This window comes from Shewanella halotolerans, assembly GCF_019457535.1.
GTDB classification, from domain to species: Bacteria; Pseudomonadota; Gammaproteobacteria; order Enterobacterales; family Shewanellaceae; genus Shewanella; species Shewanella halotolerans.
Map to the genome: position 1 here is coordinate 512,020 of NZ_CP080417.1, position 14,280 is coordinate 526,299.

Sequence of the window (14,280 nt, forward strand, 5' to 3'; positions counted from 1 at the left end):
GCTAAGGGCAGATTAGGCGTGGCTGACAAGCACCAGACGCACGGCGTCCAGTTGTAGCTGACAGGCATCTAAGTAGTTGCCCAGCTCGACCATCTGATTTCTCAGGTGCTCCAGCTCCTCGTCACGAATGTTGGGATTAACCGCCTTGAGGGCCTCCAGACGTTCCAGCTCTGCGGTGAGCTGCTGGGTCATCTTGTTGCTGGCCTCTTCGGTCAGCTGCTTCATCGCCGCCTGGGCAAACTCCTCACCCTTGGCAAACAGCGGATGCAGCAGGGTTTGCGAGGCGTTCACCAGCTTGCTGGCGATATGGCGGTTGACCGCGCTCAGCTGCTTGTCGAAGCTCTCGTAGCTGACATTCTGCGACAGGTTATTGCCATTCTTGTCCAGCAGCACGCGTACCGGGGTCGGCGGCATGTAGCGGTAGAGCTGGCTCGAGCGCGGCGCCGAGGCATCGGCCATGTAGATCAGCTCCAAGAAGATGGTGCCCGCAGGTAGTGCCTTGTTCTTGAGCACGGCGACGCTGGTGGTGCCTGTCTCGGAAGAGGTGATCAGATCCAGCCCCGTCTGAACCAGCGGGTGCTCCTGGGTGATCAGGGCGATATCGTCGCGGGACAGCGCCATCTCACGGTCGAAGGTGACGGTAATGCCATCTTCCGGCAGACCCGGGTAGGTCGGGAACATCATGTGTTCGCTCGGGTGCAGTACGATGGCGTTCTCACCGCTGTCTTCCTGCTCGACGCCTATGATGTCCCACAGGCGGATCACAGAGCCGATCAGCTGGGTGTCCTGGTCGCGGGCCGCCAGGCTCTCCACTAACTTCTGCGCCTTGTCGCCGCCATGAGAGTTGATCTCCAGCAGCTTGTCGCGGCCCTGTTCCATTGCCTTTTTCAGCGCCTTGTAGCGGCTCTGGGTGTGGTTGAGCAGCTGGGTGAACTTGTCTTCGTCGCGGTAGACCAGCTGGGTCAGCAGCTCCTCGGAAAACTCGTTAAACAGAATATGGCCGGTAGGGCAGGTCTGCTCGAAGGCATTCAGTCCCTTGTGGTACCAGTTCATCAGGTTTTCCTGGGCCGTGTTGGCCAGGTAAGGTAGATGAATCTCGACATCGTTGGCCTGACCGATACGGTCCAGACGACCGATGCGCTGCTCCAGTAGATCCGGATTCAGTGGCAGGTCGAATAGCACCAGGTGGCTGGCAAACTGAAAGTTACGACCTTCCGAGCCGATCTCACTACAGATCAGCGCCTGGGCGCCGCCGCTTTCCTGGGCGAAGTAGGCGCCGGCCTTGTCGCGCTCTATGATAGACATGCCTTCGTGGAATACGGTGGCCTGAATCCCCTCACGGGTGCGCAGGGCCTCTTCCAGGCTCAGAGCGGTCTCCGCCTGGCTGGCGATGATCAGCACCTTCTTGCTGCGATGGTTTTTGAGGAAATCGATCAGCCAGTCGACCCTAGGGTCGAACTTCCACCAACTGGCGCTATCGCTCTCGAAGGCCTGATACAGTTTCTCTGGGCTCAGGGCCTGTTTCACCTTGGCGGTCAGATCTGTCTGGCCACCCATCATGTCAGACACCCTGGCGGCGGTCTCATACTGAGCCGGCATGGTCTGAGGGTGTGCGTTGAAGATACGGGTCGGGAAGCCCTTCACAGAGGCGCGGCTGTTGCGGTATAGCACGCGGCCGGTGCCGTGTCTGTCTAACAGCTCCTGCAGCAGCTCGCTGCGGGCCTGGTCACGTTGTTCGTTATCGACGCTCTCATCTTCAATCAGACGCAGCGCCGGGGTGATATCTTTCTCGTTGAGCAGCTCGGTCAGGCTGGCAACGGCCTCGTCGGGCAGACGCTTACCGCTGGCCAGGGCATCGGCGGCGCTCGCCACCTCTTTATAGCTCTCCTCCTCTTTGAGGAAGGCTTGATAGTCGTAGAAACGGTCCGGATCCAGCAGACGCAGACGGGCGAAGTGGCTCTGGTGGCCCAGCTGATCCGGGGTGGCGGTCAGTAGCAGCACGCCGGGCACCACTTCACTCAGGGCCTCGACCACGCGATAGGCGCGGCTCGGCGCCTCTTCGGTCCACTCTAGGTGGTGGGCCTCATCGACCACCATGAGATCCCAGTCGGCATCCAGCGCCTGATCCAGGCGTTTCTTCTTACGCAGCAGCTCGAGTGAACAGATCACCAGCTGCTCTGTGTAGAAGGGGTTGTCGTGGTCGGCGTAGGCCTCGACGCATCTGTCTTCGTCGAACACCGAGAAGCGCAGGTTGAAGCGGCGCAGCATCTCCACCAACCACTGATGACGTAGGGTGTCTGGCACTATGATCAGGATACGTTCGGCGCGGCCGGTCAGCAGCTGCTGATGGATGATCAGGCCGGCTTCGATGGTCTTACCCAGGCCCACCTCGTCCGCCAATAAGACGCGCGGCGCGAAGCGTTGGCCCACTTCATGGGCGATCCACTGCTGATGGGGGATCAGGCCGACGCGGGGACCCTGTAGGCCCAGCAGATCTGAGGTGGCCAGCTTATGACGCAGCAGCTGGCTCTGATAGCGCACGCCAAATCTGTCCAGACGATCGATCTGGCCGGCAAACAGCCTGTCTTGGGGCTTGTTGAAACGAATATTGTGGTTGAGCAGCGTCTCTCTGAGGCTGACCTCTTCGCCGGTCTCGGTGTGGATACCGTGGTAGATCACAAGTTGGTTCTTCTCTTCGATCTCGCTGACCTTGAGGCTCCATCCTTCGTGACTCTCAATGATATCGCCGGGGTTATAGATCACTCGGGTTAGCGGGGCATCGTCGCGGGCAAACATGCGGTTTTCGTCAGTGGCGGGGAACATCAGGGTGACCATACGGCCTTCGAGTCCAATGACAGTACCTAAACCGAGTTCCGATTCGGTATCACTAATCCAACGTTGACCTAAGGAAAAGGGCATTTACAAATTCTCATCTACAGGGTGAATCACGAAAGGGCGCGTATGTTATCCAATCGAGACTATGATGTCGAACATATCTGACCCGTAATTGTCTCGTTAAAAATACTAATTAGATTACAAATTATCCAATCGGATCGGCCGCCGCCCGCCTTGTCATCTTAATGTCATTTTAGGCCACCAGTCTCGAATTGGGTCGGGCGATTTTCTGGACAAGTTTCCGTTGAAGCCGTGAGATTTTGGTGTCAGTATGGATTTAATCCCTAAGTGCTTTGTTGCGCGTCACTATACTGACAGAGAAGGAGGCTAATTACCCGCTCAGCTCGCTTGACTACAAATATAACACCCTACGCACAAGTGGAGGCGCCATGGAACAAGACGACAAGAAGTTGTTTGTACTGGATACCAATGTGTTACTGCATGAACCCTTAGCCATCTATTCGTTTAAGGAGCATGATGTCGTAGTCCCCATGACTGTCCTTGAAGAGTTAGATCAGATCAAAGACAGGAAACGAGATGTTAGCCGAGATGCCCGAGTCGCCATTCGCGCATTGGAAGACATACTCGGCGGGCAGACCACCCCAGAAGAGATTGTCAGCGGGGTGCCCTTGCCCAAACGTGAAGGACACGGTGACGCAGTAGGTTCCCTCTCTATTTTCCCCGACCATCAACTCGAATTTACCCAGGCATCTCTGCCCGGCGACAACAACGACAACCGCATCATCAACACAGCACTGCATCTGCAGAATCAGTTTGCCCCACGCCATGTGGTGCTGGTGACCAAAGATATCAACATGCGCCTCAAGGCCAAGGGCGCCGGCATCAATCTGGTCGAAGACTATCGCACCGACCAGCTGATCGACGACATTCGCTTCCTTACCAAAGGCTTCCATCAGTTTGAGGGCGATTTCTGGGCGCGCAAGGAACATGTGAATACCGAGACCCAGGGGCGCCATACGGTGCACAGGGTGCCAGTTAAGGAGGTGGGTGAAGAGAACTTCTATACCAACCAATACCTTATCGACGAAGACTCCAACTTCTGCGGCCGGGTACTGAGCAACAACGACGAAGAGCTGGAGATATTGGATCTCGGCCGCGACCGTCTGCTTAACCTGGATGCCTGGGGCATCAAGCCCAAGAACGTCTATCAGGGGATGGCGATGCAGGCGCTGCTGGATCCCGATATCGATCTGGTGATCCTCACCGGCCCCGCGGGCTGTGGTAAGACGCTGCTCGCCATGGCGGCGGCCCTGGAGATGGTGGTGGAGCGTGGCCTCTACGATAAGGTGATAGTGACCCGTAACACGCCGGAGATCGCCGAGTCTATCGGCTTCCTGCCCGGCACAGAGGAGGAGAAGATGGCGCCCTGGCTGGCGGCCATTACCGATACCCTGGAGGTGCTGCACAAGCATGACGTTAACCCCAGCGGCAGCATGAACTACATCATGGACAAGGCCAACATTCAGTTTAAGTCGATCAACTTCATGCGCGGACGTTCGATTCAGAACTCTGTGGTGTTGCTGGATGAGTGTCAAAACCTGACCGCCTCGCAGATCAAGACGATGATCACCCGTATGGGCGAGGGGACTAAGCTGATCTGTAGTGGTAACCTGGCGCAGATCGATTCTAACTATCTGACGGCGGTGACCTCGGGACTCACCTATATCGTCGAGCGCTTTAAAAACTTCGACGGCAGTGCCAACGTCTACCTCAACGGCGTGGTGCGCTCTCGCCTGGCAGAGTTTGCCGAGGAAAACCTCTAACCGCTTAGGCGGCCACCGACGGCAAAAGGCTCCCAGGCGGAGTCTTTTGTCTAAAGTAAGGGCGATCTTGTGGGTCTGCGCCAATGCGCCGGCCCTGTGCCAGGCTGACGACTGAGATCATTCTGGCAAAAGCGACTCCCCTTTGTATTCCATTGGGCTGGCTTCCTGATACTATATGCAGAATATGATGCGCCGCTCCGGGTTAGCCCAAGGGCAGATGCTTGTTTTCAAAGGTAATCAATGAAGTCGACAGAGCCGGACTTACAGCTTAAGTCTCCGATTCAAAAAAACTACAATCGCGCGGTTTTCTATACCTATATCGGCGTGATCATCATGGCGTTACTGACGGCCTGGATCTTCTTCGAGCGTCAAAAGACCCAGATGATGGATCAGCGCGAAGAGCTGGTCGAGCGTCACGTGTTGCAGATCGACCTCCTGTTGGAATCCAGTATCCGCGCGGTGAAGAGCCTGCGCAACGTGGCGGTGGATCACCTGCGTCTGGGTGAGTTGGTGCGTACCGACCGTCTGCCCCAGTATGAGAAGTTTAACGAGAGCGGCCAGTTCTTCACCCTTGAGCCCAGCTACGCCCAGAGCGGCAAGCCCTTCACCAACATGGGGCGGATCACGGGCGCGGGCTCGCTCAATGGCCGCAGCGACAAGTTTTATCAGGAGCTGGAGATGCTGTTCGAGCTCTCCCTCTCCTTCCCGGTCGCCAGACAGGCGGCGCCCAAGGCCTCTTCTATCTACTACATCTCCAAACATAGGATGATGTCTTACTACCCCTGGCCCTCGGACGAGCAGCGTTTTCGCGACGAGCTGCTGAAGAAGCAGCAGTTCCAGCTGGTCACCCCGGCGATGAACCCACAGCGCAGCGTAGCTTGGAGCCCGGCCTATGTGGAGCCCAACGGCAAGGGGCTGCTGACCACGGTCGGTGTGCCCATCTATCTGGAAGATGAGTTTATCGGCTCCATCAACCTGGACATGACTCTCTCCTCACTGGATAAGCAGATCCGCCTCTACTTCAAGATGCCGGGCACGGTTATCCTGCTGGATCAGCAGAACAACATTCTCTCCCACAGCGATATCGACGCCGCCGACATCAACCGCGTCTTCCATATCAGCCAGAAGATCCCCTCGGCGCTGCACTCAGTGCCCGAGTCTGAGCTGTTCGATGCCCACGAGGGGATCATGCGCAACGGCTACTATATCCACTCGGTGGCGCTGCAGAACGCCCCCTGGCGCCTGCTCTACCTGCAGGATGAGAACGAGCTGTTTAAGGACTCCTGGGAGAAGCTGGAGCTGACCTTCCTGCTGGTGGTGATCGCCCTGTCTGTGCTGGTGACCATAGTGCACTGGCAGACCCGCCGCTCCTTCGTTAACCCGGCGTCGCGCCTGCTGTCGCACCTGGAGGGCTGCTCTCAGGAGCCACGCAAGCCACCGGCCAAGATCACCCAGGGCTGGGAGCCATGGTTCCAGCTGGTGAGTCGCATCTTCGAAGAGAACCAGCAATATACCCGTCACCTGGCGGAGCAGAACCGTCGCCTGGATAACCTGGTGGCGCGGCGCACCGAGCGTCTTAAGGAGACCACGGAGCGGCGCGAGCGGGAATACGCCCTGTTACGCTCCCTGCTGGATTCCATCCCCGAGGCGATCATCTTCAAGGATAAAGAGGGTAAATACCTGGGCTGTAACAAGTCCGCCGAGCGCATGCTGGGATATACCGAGAGCGAGATGATAGGCCAGGATTCCCAGACTATGACCAGCAACGAGCAGTCGATGCGGATCCGCGCCGAGGATGAGCGGGTGCTGTCCGAGCGTACGCCGCTGCGCTATCAGGAGAAGGTGGAGCTGGCGGGCAAGCCGGTGCTGCTCGATACCCTCAAGCTGCCTTTCTACAACCGCCGTGGCGAGCTGCTGGGTCTGATTGCCGTGTGGCGTGACGTGACCAGAGAGTATGAATCTGCCGAGCAGCTCAGGCTGTCGGAGGAGCGTTATCACCTGGCGATGGACGCGGTTGAAGATGGCCTGTGGGACTGGTATCTGGATTCGGAGCAGATCATCTGTAACCCGGCCTACTACTCTATGCTCGGCTATAAGAGCAACGAATTCCCGGCCCTGGTCTCCACCATAGACGAGCTGGTGCATCCGGACGATCGCATCCGGGTACAGGAGTATCGCGAGCAATACCTGGCGGATCCTATCGGTGCCTACGACGTGGAATTCCGTATGCGCGGCAAGAGCGGCATGTACCACTGGGTGCTCAGCCGTGGCCGTGTGGTGGAGTTCACCTCGGACAACCAGCCTAAGCGTATGGTGGGTACCCACAAGGATATTACCCGCCATAAGAGCAACGAGGTGGCGCTGCTGGAGGCCAAGCAGGACGCCGAATCGGCCAACCTCTATAAGAGTGAGTTCCTGGCCAACATGAGTCACGAGATCCGCACGCCGATGAACGCCATTATCGGTATGTTGCAGCTGGCCAGCCGGACTCAGTTGACGCCACAGCAGGCGGATTACCTGGACAAGGCGGGCTTCTCGGCCCAGTCACTGCTGCGCATCATCAACGATATCCTCGACTTCTCCAAGATCGAGGCCGGTAAGCTGGAGCTGGAACGGGTGGCCTTCCCGCTGGATAAGGTGCTGGACCACGCCCTGGATCTCAATGCCCTCAAGGCGCAGGAGAAGGGGGTCGAGCTGCTGCTGTATGCACCTGTCACCGCCGGGCTTATCCTCGAAGGGGATCCGCTGCGTTTGGGTCAGGTGCTGATCAACATGCTCAGCAACGCGGTCAAATTTACCCAGAGCGGCGAGATCGAGCTGGGCTGTGAAGATGTGGGCGAGCGGGATCACCGCATCACCCTCAAGTTCTGGGTGCGCGATACCGGCATAGGGATCAGCAAGGAGCAGCAGGAGAGCCTGTTCGACGCCTTCGCCCAGGCCGACGGCTCGACCACCCGCAAGTATGGCGGCACAGGTCTTGGCCTCTCCATCAGTAAACATCTGGTCTCCATGATGGGCGGCACCATGCAGGTGCAGAGTGAGCTGGGGGTCGGCAGTACCTTCAGCTTCACCATCAGCTTCGAGATCGCCGAAGAGGCCGAGGTGAAACCGCTTATCGTGCCCGAGGTGATCGGCAACCTGAAGACGCTGGTGGTGGACGACAACCCGACGGCGCTGCAGATCTATTCTACCGCCATGCGCGACTTCCACTTCGACGTGGACACAGCATCCAACGGCGCCGAGGCGCTATACAAGCTGGAACACAGGCCGGTGGATCTCCTGCTGCTGGACTGGATGATGCCAGAGATGGATGGGGTCGAGGTGATCAAGGCGCTGGATGCCATGGTGGCCGACGGCCGCCTGGAGAAACGCCCGGTGATCATCATGATGACCGCCTATGCCTCCGAGCCGCTTAAGGAAGATCTGGACGATCTCGACATCTACGCCATGTTGCAGAAGCCGTTCAAGGCCTCGGCCCTGTTCGACGAGATCATCGCCGCCTTCATCGACAAGCCTAAGATCAATCCGGCGGCCGCGCTGCCGGTGGAAGGCAACGCCACGGGCACAGGGCAGATCCTGCTGGTGGAAGACAACTTCATCAACCAACAGGTGGCGACCGAGCTGCTCAAGAGCGCGGGTTACGAGGTGGACGTGGCCGAGAATGGTCAGGTGGCCCTGGATATGGTGGACGCCAAGCAATACGACGCCGTGCTGATGGATATTCAGATGCCAGTGATGGACGGTCTGACGGCCACCAAGGAGCTGCGTAAGCGCTACACCAAGGAGGAGCTGCCGGTGATCGCCATGACGGCCCACGCCATGTCGGGGGATCGCGAGAAGAGTCTGGCGGCGGGCATGAACGCCCACATCACTAAGCCTATCGTGCTCAACGAGCTGTTCGACACCCTGGCCCAGTGGATAGTGCGTCACTAATCAGACAGTGCAATGCGCATGTGCGAGAACAGAAGGGGCCCAGGCCCCTTTTTTGTGGCTGTCGCTACGCTGGCCAACAAGGTGGGGAGGCTTGTGATGCGGCGTGAATTATTTGCACTTGAGCCTGAATTGAGACCTGTTAAGCTAAGTGACTGATATTCACGAGACGCATAATATTTGAACAACTCAGTCTCCCATTAAAAGTCTCAGCAAGGAGATAACATGAGACCCTCTACACTCGCGCTGGCCCTTGCCCTCATTCTGGTCCCGACTGGCCCCCTGCTCGCCATCGAAAATAGCGCTAAGGTGATCAAGAGCAGTCAGGCCGCCAAAGGCTTTATCAACCTCTTCTATCAGCAAGGTTCGGGCGATCTCTACCTGGAGGCGACCCGCCTCAAGCAGCCGTTCTTGTTGGTCACCAGCCTGCCCCATGGCGTGGGCTCTAACGATATCGGTCTGGATCGCGGCCAGCTGGGGATGACCCGCCTGGTGCAGTTTGAGCGCCACGGCCCCTATCTCATCCTGAAACAACTCAACACCCGCTACCGGGTGACCACAGACAACGGCGCCGAGCAGCGGGCAGTCAAAGAGGCCTTCGCCGAGTCTGTGCTCTGGCGCGGCAAGCTGCTGGAAGGCAAGCAGGCGCTGGTGTCGATCAAGGATCTTGTGCTGCGTGACCTGCACGGCATAGCCGACACCCTGGAGCAGACCAAGCAGGGGCATTATCAGCTGGATAAGGAGACCTCGCTCATCCTGCCTCAGGGGGTGAAATCCTTCGAGCGTAACAGCGATGTAGACGTACTGCTCACCTTCAAGGGCGCCAAGGCCGGGCCTCAGGTGGCCGAGGTCACCCCAGACGGCAAACAGATGTCGCTGCGGATGCGCTACTCCTTCGTCGAGCTGCCGGACGACAACTACCAGCCCAGGGCCTATCACCCCAACAGCGGCTACCTGTCCGATGAGTATCTGGATTACGGCGCGCCGATCGATAAGGACATAGTGCAGCGTCATCTGCTGCGTCACCGCCTGCAGAAGGTCGTCCCGGGCGATGCCCCCAGCGAGGTGGTGAAACCTATCATCTACTACCTGGATCCCGGTGTGCCCGAGCCCATTCGTAGCGCCCTGCTAGAGGGCGCTCGCTGGTGGGAGACCGCCTTCAACGAGGCCGGCTTCATCAACGGCTTCAAGGTGGAACTGTTGCCGGAAGATGCCGACCCTCAGGATATTCGTTACAACGTGATCCAGTGGGTACACAGGGCGACCCGTGGCTGGTCTTACGGCAGCGCCATCGCCGATCCCCGCACAGGTGAGATCATCAAGGGCCATGTGACCTTGGGCAGTCAGCGGGTCAGGCAAGATCACCTCATCGCCCGTGGCCTCACCGCGGGCTGGCAAGACAGAGAGGCGGTCGCCCAGGCGGTGACAGACCTTTCCCTGGCGCGTATTCGCCAGCTGTCGGCCCATGAGGTGGGCCACACCTTAGGCCTAGATCATAACTTCGCGGCGTCGAGTAACGATAACGCCTCTGTGATGGATTATCCGCACCCCAAGGCAACCCTAAAGGGCGACAAGATAGATATTTCTGCCCCCTATGATGAGGGCGTCGGTGCCTGGGACAAGTTTACCGTAGCCTATGGCTATGGTCAGTTTAGCGCGGAGGATCAACAGACTAAGCTGACCGAGCTGATGCAGGCAGTGGAGCGTCAGGGGCTAAGATATATCGGCGAGGCAGATTCGCGCCGCGCCGGTGCCAGCCATGCCTACGCCAGTCTGTGGGACAATGGCCAGGATCCTGTGGCCGAACTGAGCCGCCTGGCCAAGGTACGCGAGGCGGCCATCGACGGCTTTAGCGATGCCGCCTTGCTGCAAGGCCAGCCCTATGGCGAGCTGCGCGATGCCTTCGTCCCCATCTATCTGCTAACCCGCTATCAAATAGAAGCCGCGGCCAAGTTTATCGGCGGCACCGACTATACCTATTCCACCCAGGAGGGCGGGCGCAGCTGGCATTATATGGCGCCTGAGCTGCAAAAGAATGCTCTGGACGCACTGCTGCAGGGCCTGAGCGTGGATGCCCTGGCGCTGCCGACTAAGGTGACCGATGCCCTGGTGCCTAAGTCGGGTAACTATGGCGCCACCCGCGAGAGCTTCGATAGCGCCACCGGTGTGGTGATCGACCCTATCGGCATGGCCGAGGTGCTGAGTCGTCACACCTGCGGGCAGCTGCTGCAGCCGATGCGACTCAATCGCGTCAATCAGGGCTACTTTGCCGACAAGGAGCAGCTCTCCGTCGTTACTCTGGTGAACAAGCTGCTGGCCAAGACAGTGTTTGCCGATGCCCCTAACGGTCAGGCTCAGGGGGTATGGATGCGGGTCAATGCCGTGGTGCTCGACGCCCTGCTGGCCAGCTACCACGACGCGGCGAGTTCGCCCGAGGTGAAGGCGCAGCTGGCGGGCCGTCTGGCCTTCGCCCAGAAGCAGCTCAGCCGACTGGTGAAGCGCAGCAGCGACTATGAGGCGGCCCATTATCAATGGCTGCTCGATGGCGTAGAGAAGGGGCTGAAGGATAGCAAGCACAAGCTGATCCACAAGCCGCTGGCTATGCCACCGGGCTCGCCGATTTAAGCTCGTCAGAAGCGCTTATGAGCAAAAATGATATTTAGCTAAAAGCCCCGCATCGCGGGGCTTTTTTATGGTCTAAATTTGCCCGAGCCGGCGGGCTAGAGACGCTGCACCGAGTCGAGGAAGTTGCGGGCGGTCTGCTCTTCACGGCTGGACTGATAGCTGGCCATCAACAACAGCAGGTGGTCGTCGATGATATAGATGTGTTGCAACATGCGGGTATCGTCCTTGGGCAGACGCATCTCAACCTCGTAGCCGCGCATGCCATTGGTGTTGATATAGCCCTTGCTGAGGATCAACTCCTCGAGAATGGCGGCGACTTCAGGCCCCGCCATGGCAGTGTATTTATCCATCTCATACGGAAGAAACTCCAGATCTTCTGGCTCGAAGCGTTCCATCGAGGACTTGAAACTCATCACAAACATGGTGAGCTTGTCATCGGCGTTTTTCTGGGTATTGAGGGACTCGAACTCCACTTGGGTGTTTTGCTTGTGCAGCACCTTAGGATCCGGCAACAGCTTGAGGCTCACGGGTACAGAGGTGAGGCGATAGGTTTCCAGTGGGTAGGGGGCAAACCAGTGTTGGTAGCCAAAGTAGAGCGCAGCCACCAGGGCCGCCAGTTTGATCAGGTGCGACATGTTTGTTTCCTTGTCTGCTTAGCCTGGGGCTAAGGGTTATCCGTAACGCGTCATTGGGTCGTGCTAGCCATATCTGCCCGACTTGCCTTATTTGCTGTGCATTGCGCACTTGCCATGCAAATAGACTTGGGGGCCGCTGCAACCAAGTGAGTTTACCCAGCAAATCACCCAAATAGCAAATTTGCTGCTGGGTGGTTTGCCACGCAAAAAGTGTAACAATTTGCAAGCCTTACTGTGATCTTGTTCAAAAAATGTGTGGTTTAGGTTAGTATCTTTGTTAGCTAATTGTGGTCAATAAGATTGGAGTACATGATGAAGTTGTTAGCCAGCACGACCTTAGCTTTAGCCTCTCTACTACTTGCTACCCAGGCGTTTGCCGAGAGACCAGATTTCTCGAAGACCGCCGCGGCAAGAGCCGATTATCTCTTTGCCAACAACCCAAGTGCGCAGCTGGATCCGGTGTCGCGCTCGAGCAGTCGTCATGATTTTTCCAAGACGACCGCCGCCAACAGTGAGTATCGCTTCGCCGACAATCCTCCCGCCGATGAGACTGAGCTTGAGCCGAGAACGACTCAGCACGATTTCTCGCGCACGGAAGCGGCAAGAAAACAGAGCTAAAGCATTTTTGATCTTGTGAAGGAGCCGCTTAGGCTCCTTTTTTTATGGCTGTTTTCGTGGCGTTAGCCAGCCCTTTGAGCCATTGCCTGAGCTAGCAGTTTGAGCTAGCAGGCTGAGTCAGTGATTTGCCTCGGCATGATCTTGGCTCTGCCGTGCCTCCAGGCGCATCAGCTTACGGCCCTGACGATAGGCGTCTATGATGCCGATGAGCCAGCCGAGGATGAAGGCCCAGGTGGCGGCCTCGAGCCAGAAGGCCTCGCCACCCTGTGGGGCCTGGCTGATGGCGGCGTAGATGGCGCCATAGTCCAGCGGCAGCTCGCCCGACAGAATCTGGTCCGATACCGTCACGGCGCGGTTGACCGCCTGATACAGGAGGTAGGCGATGCCGCTCAGGCTGATGCAGGAGATCAGTGTCCCGGCGTTATAGCGCTTGAGGTAGAAGTGGCCCGAACCCGGGCAGACGAAGGCCGAAAGCAGGGTGGCTATGATGGCTTTATTCATAATGTTCGCTTCTGAGTTGTTTGGTTTCAGCCTCTACACATTAGCGGCTGAACTATTCCAGGTCGACGCGCCTGATGGCGGCCCTGAGGTGTTCGGCCTTGGCCCGCATTGTCTCGGGTGCCCTGTCGCCATGGGCGGCGAGCTGACTCTCTATGCCGCTCAGCTCCTGCACCAGCCAGCCACGGATCATCACATAGTAGCGTGAATCCGTGCCGTAGCGGGCGATCATTTCTAAGTGCTCGGGTGATGGGCTGGCGATCGCCTGCTGCAGCGCCTGCACCATGGCCCCCAACTCTTGCTGCTCTGCCTGGAGACTAGATTTAGACTGAGACTGATCTTGGGCCTGGCTGTGATGATTGGCGCAGCCGGACATCAGTCCGGTGATGAGCAGGCTGGCTGCAAATAGGGTGAACAAAAACAGACGAGCCATGGGCGTGTCCAACTAAGTGGCCTATCAATGAGTCTGATAATAACAGCTCTTTTGGGCCTGATTATACCAATCGTAGTAAATAGCTGTTCATTCTAGCTTGTTAAAATACGCGATAACGGCGTTAGTATTTTTGATTGTAGTATAACTACTTATCTAAAAATCCTGCCTTGTTCTCACGCGTTTTCCCTGCGCTATTTCTGATCATCTACTTACTTTGATTGGTATTAGCCTTATGGATCAATTTTTATGCAAGCTAAACCCGTGCTGTTTATTTGCAAATTAAAAAAACCACCGCCTCGGGGCGGTGGTCAGCAGGTGGAATCTTAGTTCTGTTTCGCGCCTTCATCTATCCAACGCTTGATGAGGGCGATCTGCTCGCTGCTGAGGGGCTTTCCTTCGCCTTGCGCAAATTTATCACTGTGGTGGGGCGGCATCTGGATCTTGCTATCGACCTTATGATCGATCGCCAGATAGAGGGTGCTGGAGGCGGAGCTGCCGGGGACTACGACAGGGCCAAGCTGGGTACCGCGCATCACGCCCTGATAGCTATCCAGTGCCAGATGGGTTTTTGCCATGCCTTCGCCTGCACCCGAATGACAGCTGATGCAGGAGGCGTTGAGTATGGGCTGTACTTCGGATGAGAAGCTCACCGGCCGCTCACAGCCCAGTAGCGCCGTGGTGGCCAATGCTGCCACCAGTAACAGGCGCCTGTCGATGGAGTGATGAGCATACATAGTATCCTCCCAATAACCTTGTTTTAAGTACGGTTTAAGTATAGTCCTGAGAGGGAGAATCCTCCTGTGTGGAGAGTGAGACAAGGCGCCTGTGGTGAGCGGGTGTAAATCCAGCTTGCCGCTAATCC

General features: G+C 57.5%; 9 protein-coding genes. 4 read left to right on the forward strand and 5 right to left on the reverse strand.

Annotation, left to right across the window (positions count from 1 at the left end; all coding sequences use genetic code 11):
• Window positions 1-12: 12 nt before the first annotated feature.
• Window positions 13-2,919, reverse strand: a complete 2,907-nt coding sequence (gene rapA / locus K0H81_RS02370; protein WP_220059758.1) for an RNA polymerase-associated protein RapA — start codon at window positions 2,917-2,919, stop codon at window positions 13-15.
• Between the two features lie 365 nt (window positions 2,920-3,284).
• Between rapA and K0H81_RS02375 the strand changes: the two genes are divergently transcribed.
• From K0H81_RS02375 to K0H81_RS02385, 3 genes are all read left to right on the forward strand, one after another.
• Window positions 3,285-4,679, forward strand: a complete 1,395-nt coding sequence (locus K0H81_RS02375) for a PhoH family protein (protein ID WP_144199915.1) — start codon at window positions 3,285-3,287, stop codon at window positions 4,677-4,679.
• Window positions 4,680-4,919: 240 nt separating this feature from the next.
• Window positions 4,920-8,612, forward strand: a complete 3,693-nt coding sequence (locus K0H81_RS02380) for a response regulator (RefSeq protein WP_011864265.1) — start codon at window positions 4,920-4,922, stop codon at window positions 8,610-8,612.
• A gap of 222 nt (window positions 8,613-8,834) precedes the next feature.
• A complete protein-coding gene (locus K0H81_RS02385; protein ID WP_220059759.1) occupies window positions 8,835-11,234 on the forward strand; it encodes a zinc-dependent metalloprotease in 2,400 nt (799 codons plus the stop codon).
• Window positions 11,235-11,329: 95 nt separating this feature from the next.
• On the opposite strand, the gene K0H81_RS02390 is transcribed toward K0H81_RS02385, so the two are convergent.
• On the reverse strand, window positions 11,330-11,869 hold the full coding sequence (locus tag K0H81_RS02390; RefSeq protein ID WP_220059760.1) for a hypothetical protein: 540 nt from the start codon (window positions 11,867-11,869) through the stop codon (window positions 11,330-11,332).
• Window positions 11,870-12,178: 309 nt separating this feature from the next.
• On the opposite strand from K0H81_RS02390, the gene K0H81_RS02395 reads away from it, so the two are divergent.
• Window positions 12,179-12,487: a hypothetical protein gene (locus tag K0H81_RS02395; protein ID WP_258406365.1), complete on the forward strand. Its 309-nt coding sequence runs from the start codon at window positions 12,179-12,181 to the stop codon at window positions 12,485-12,487.
• 117 nt (window positions 12,488-12,604) lie between these two features.
• On the opposite strand, the gene K0H81_RS02400 is transcribed toward K0H81_RS02395, so the two are convergent.
• The 3 genes from K0H81_RS02400 to K0H81_RS02410 form a co-directional block, all read right to left on the reverse strand.
• A complete protein-coding gene (locus K0H81_RS02400; RefSeq protein ID WP_220059761.1) occupies window positions 12,605-12,988 on the reverse strand; it encodes a DUF6677 family protein in 384 nt (127 codons plus the stop codon).
• Between the two features lie 52 nt (window positions 12,989-13,040).
• On the reverse strand, window positions 13,041-13,418 hold the full coding sequence (locus K0H81_RS02405; protein ID WP_220059762.1) for a hypothetical protein: 378 nt from the start codon (window positions 13,416-13,418) through the stop codon (window positions 13,041-13,043).
• Between the two features lie 323 nt (window positions 13,419-13,741).
• A complete protein-coding gene (locus K0H81_RS02410) occupies window positions 13,742-14,152 on the reverse strand; it encodes a c-type cytochrome domain-containing protein (RefSeq protein WP_144199905.1) in 411 nt (136 codons plus the stop codon).
• Window positions 14,153-14,280: the final 128 nt, after the last annotated feature.

What these genes read in the sequence shown, in the direction of transcription:
- rapA (WP_220059758.1), bottom strand. Translation starts at nt 2,919, where the DNA reads ATGCCCTTTTCCTTAGGTCAACGTTGGATTAGTGATACCGAATCGGAA.
- K0H81_RS02375 (WP_144199915.1), top strand. Translation starts at nt 3,285, where the DNA reads ATGGAACAAGACGACAAGAAGTTGTTTGTACTGGATACCAATGTGTTA.
- K0H81_RS02380 (WP_011864265.1), top strand. Translation starts at nt 4,920, where the DNA reads ATGAAGTCGACAGAGCCGGACTTACAGCTTAAGTCTCCGATTCAAAAA.
- K0H81_RS02385 (WP_220059759.1), top strand. Translation starts at nt 8,835, where the DNA reads ATGAGACCCTCTACACTCGCGCTGGCCCTTGCCCTCATTCTGGTCCCG.
- K0H81_RS02390 (WP_220059760.1), bottom strand. Translation starts at nt 11,869, where the DNA reads ATGTCGCACCTGATCAAACTGGCGGCCCTGGTGGCTGCGCTCTACTTT.
- K0H81_RS02395 (WP_258406365.1), top strand. Translation starts at nt 12,179, where the DNA reads ATGATGAAGTTGTTAGCCAGCACGACCTTAGCTTTAGCCTCTCTACTA.
- K0H81_RS02400 (WP_220059761.1), bottom strand. Translation starts at nt 12,988, where the DNA reads ATGAATAAAGCCATCATAGCCACCCTGCTTTCGGCCTTCGTCTGCCCG.
- K0H81_RS02405 (WP_220059762.1), bottom strand. Translation starts at nt 13,418, where the DNA reads ATGGCTCGTCTGTTTTTGTTCACCCTATTTGCAGCCAGCCTGCTCATC.
- K0H81_RS02410 (WP_144199905.1), bottom strand. Translation starts at nt 14,152, where the DNA reads ATGTATGCTCATCACTCCATCGACAGGCGCCTGTTACTGGTGGCAGCA.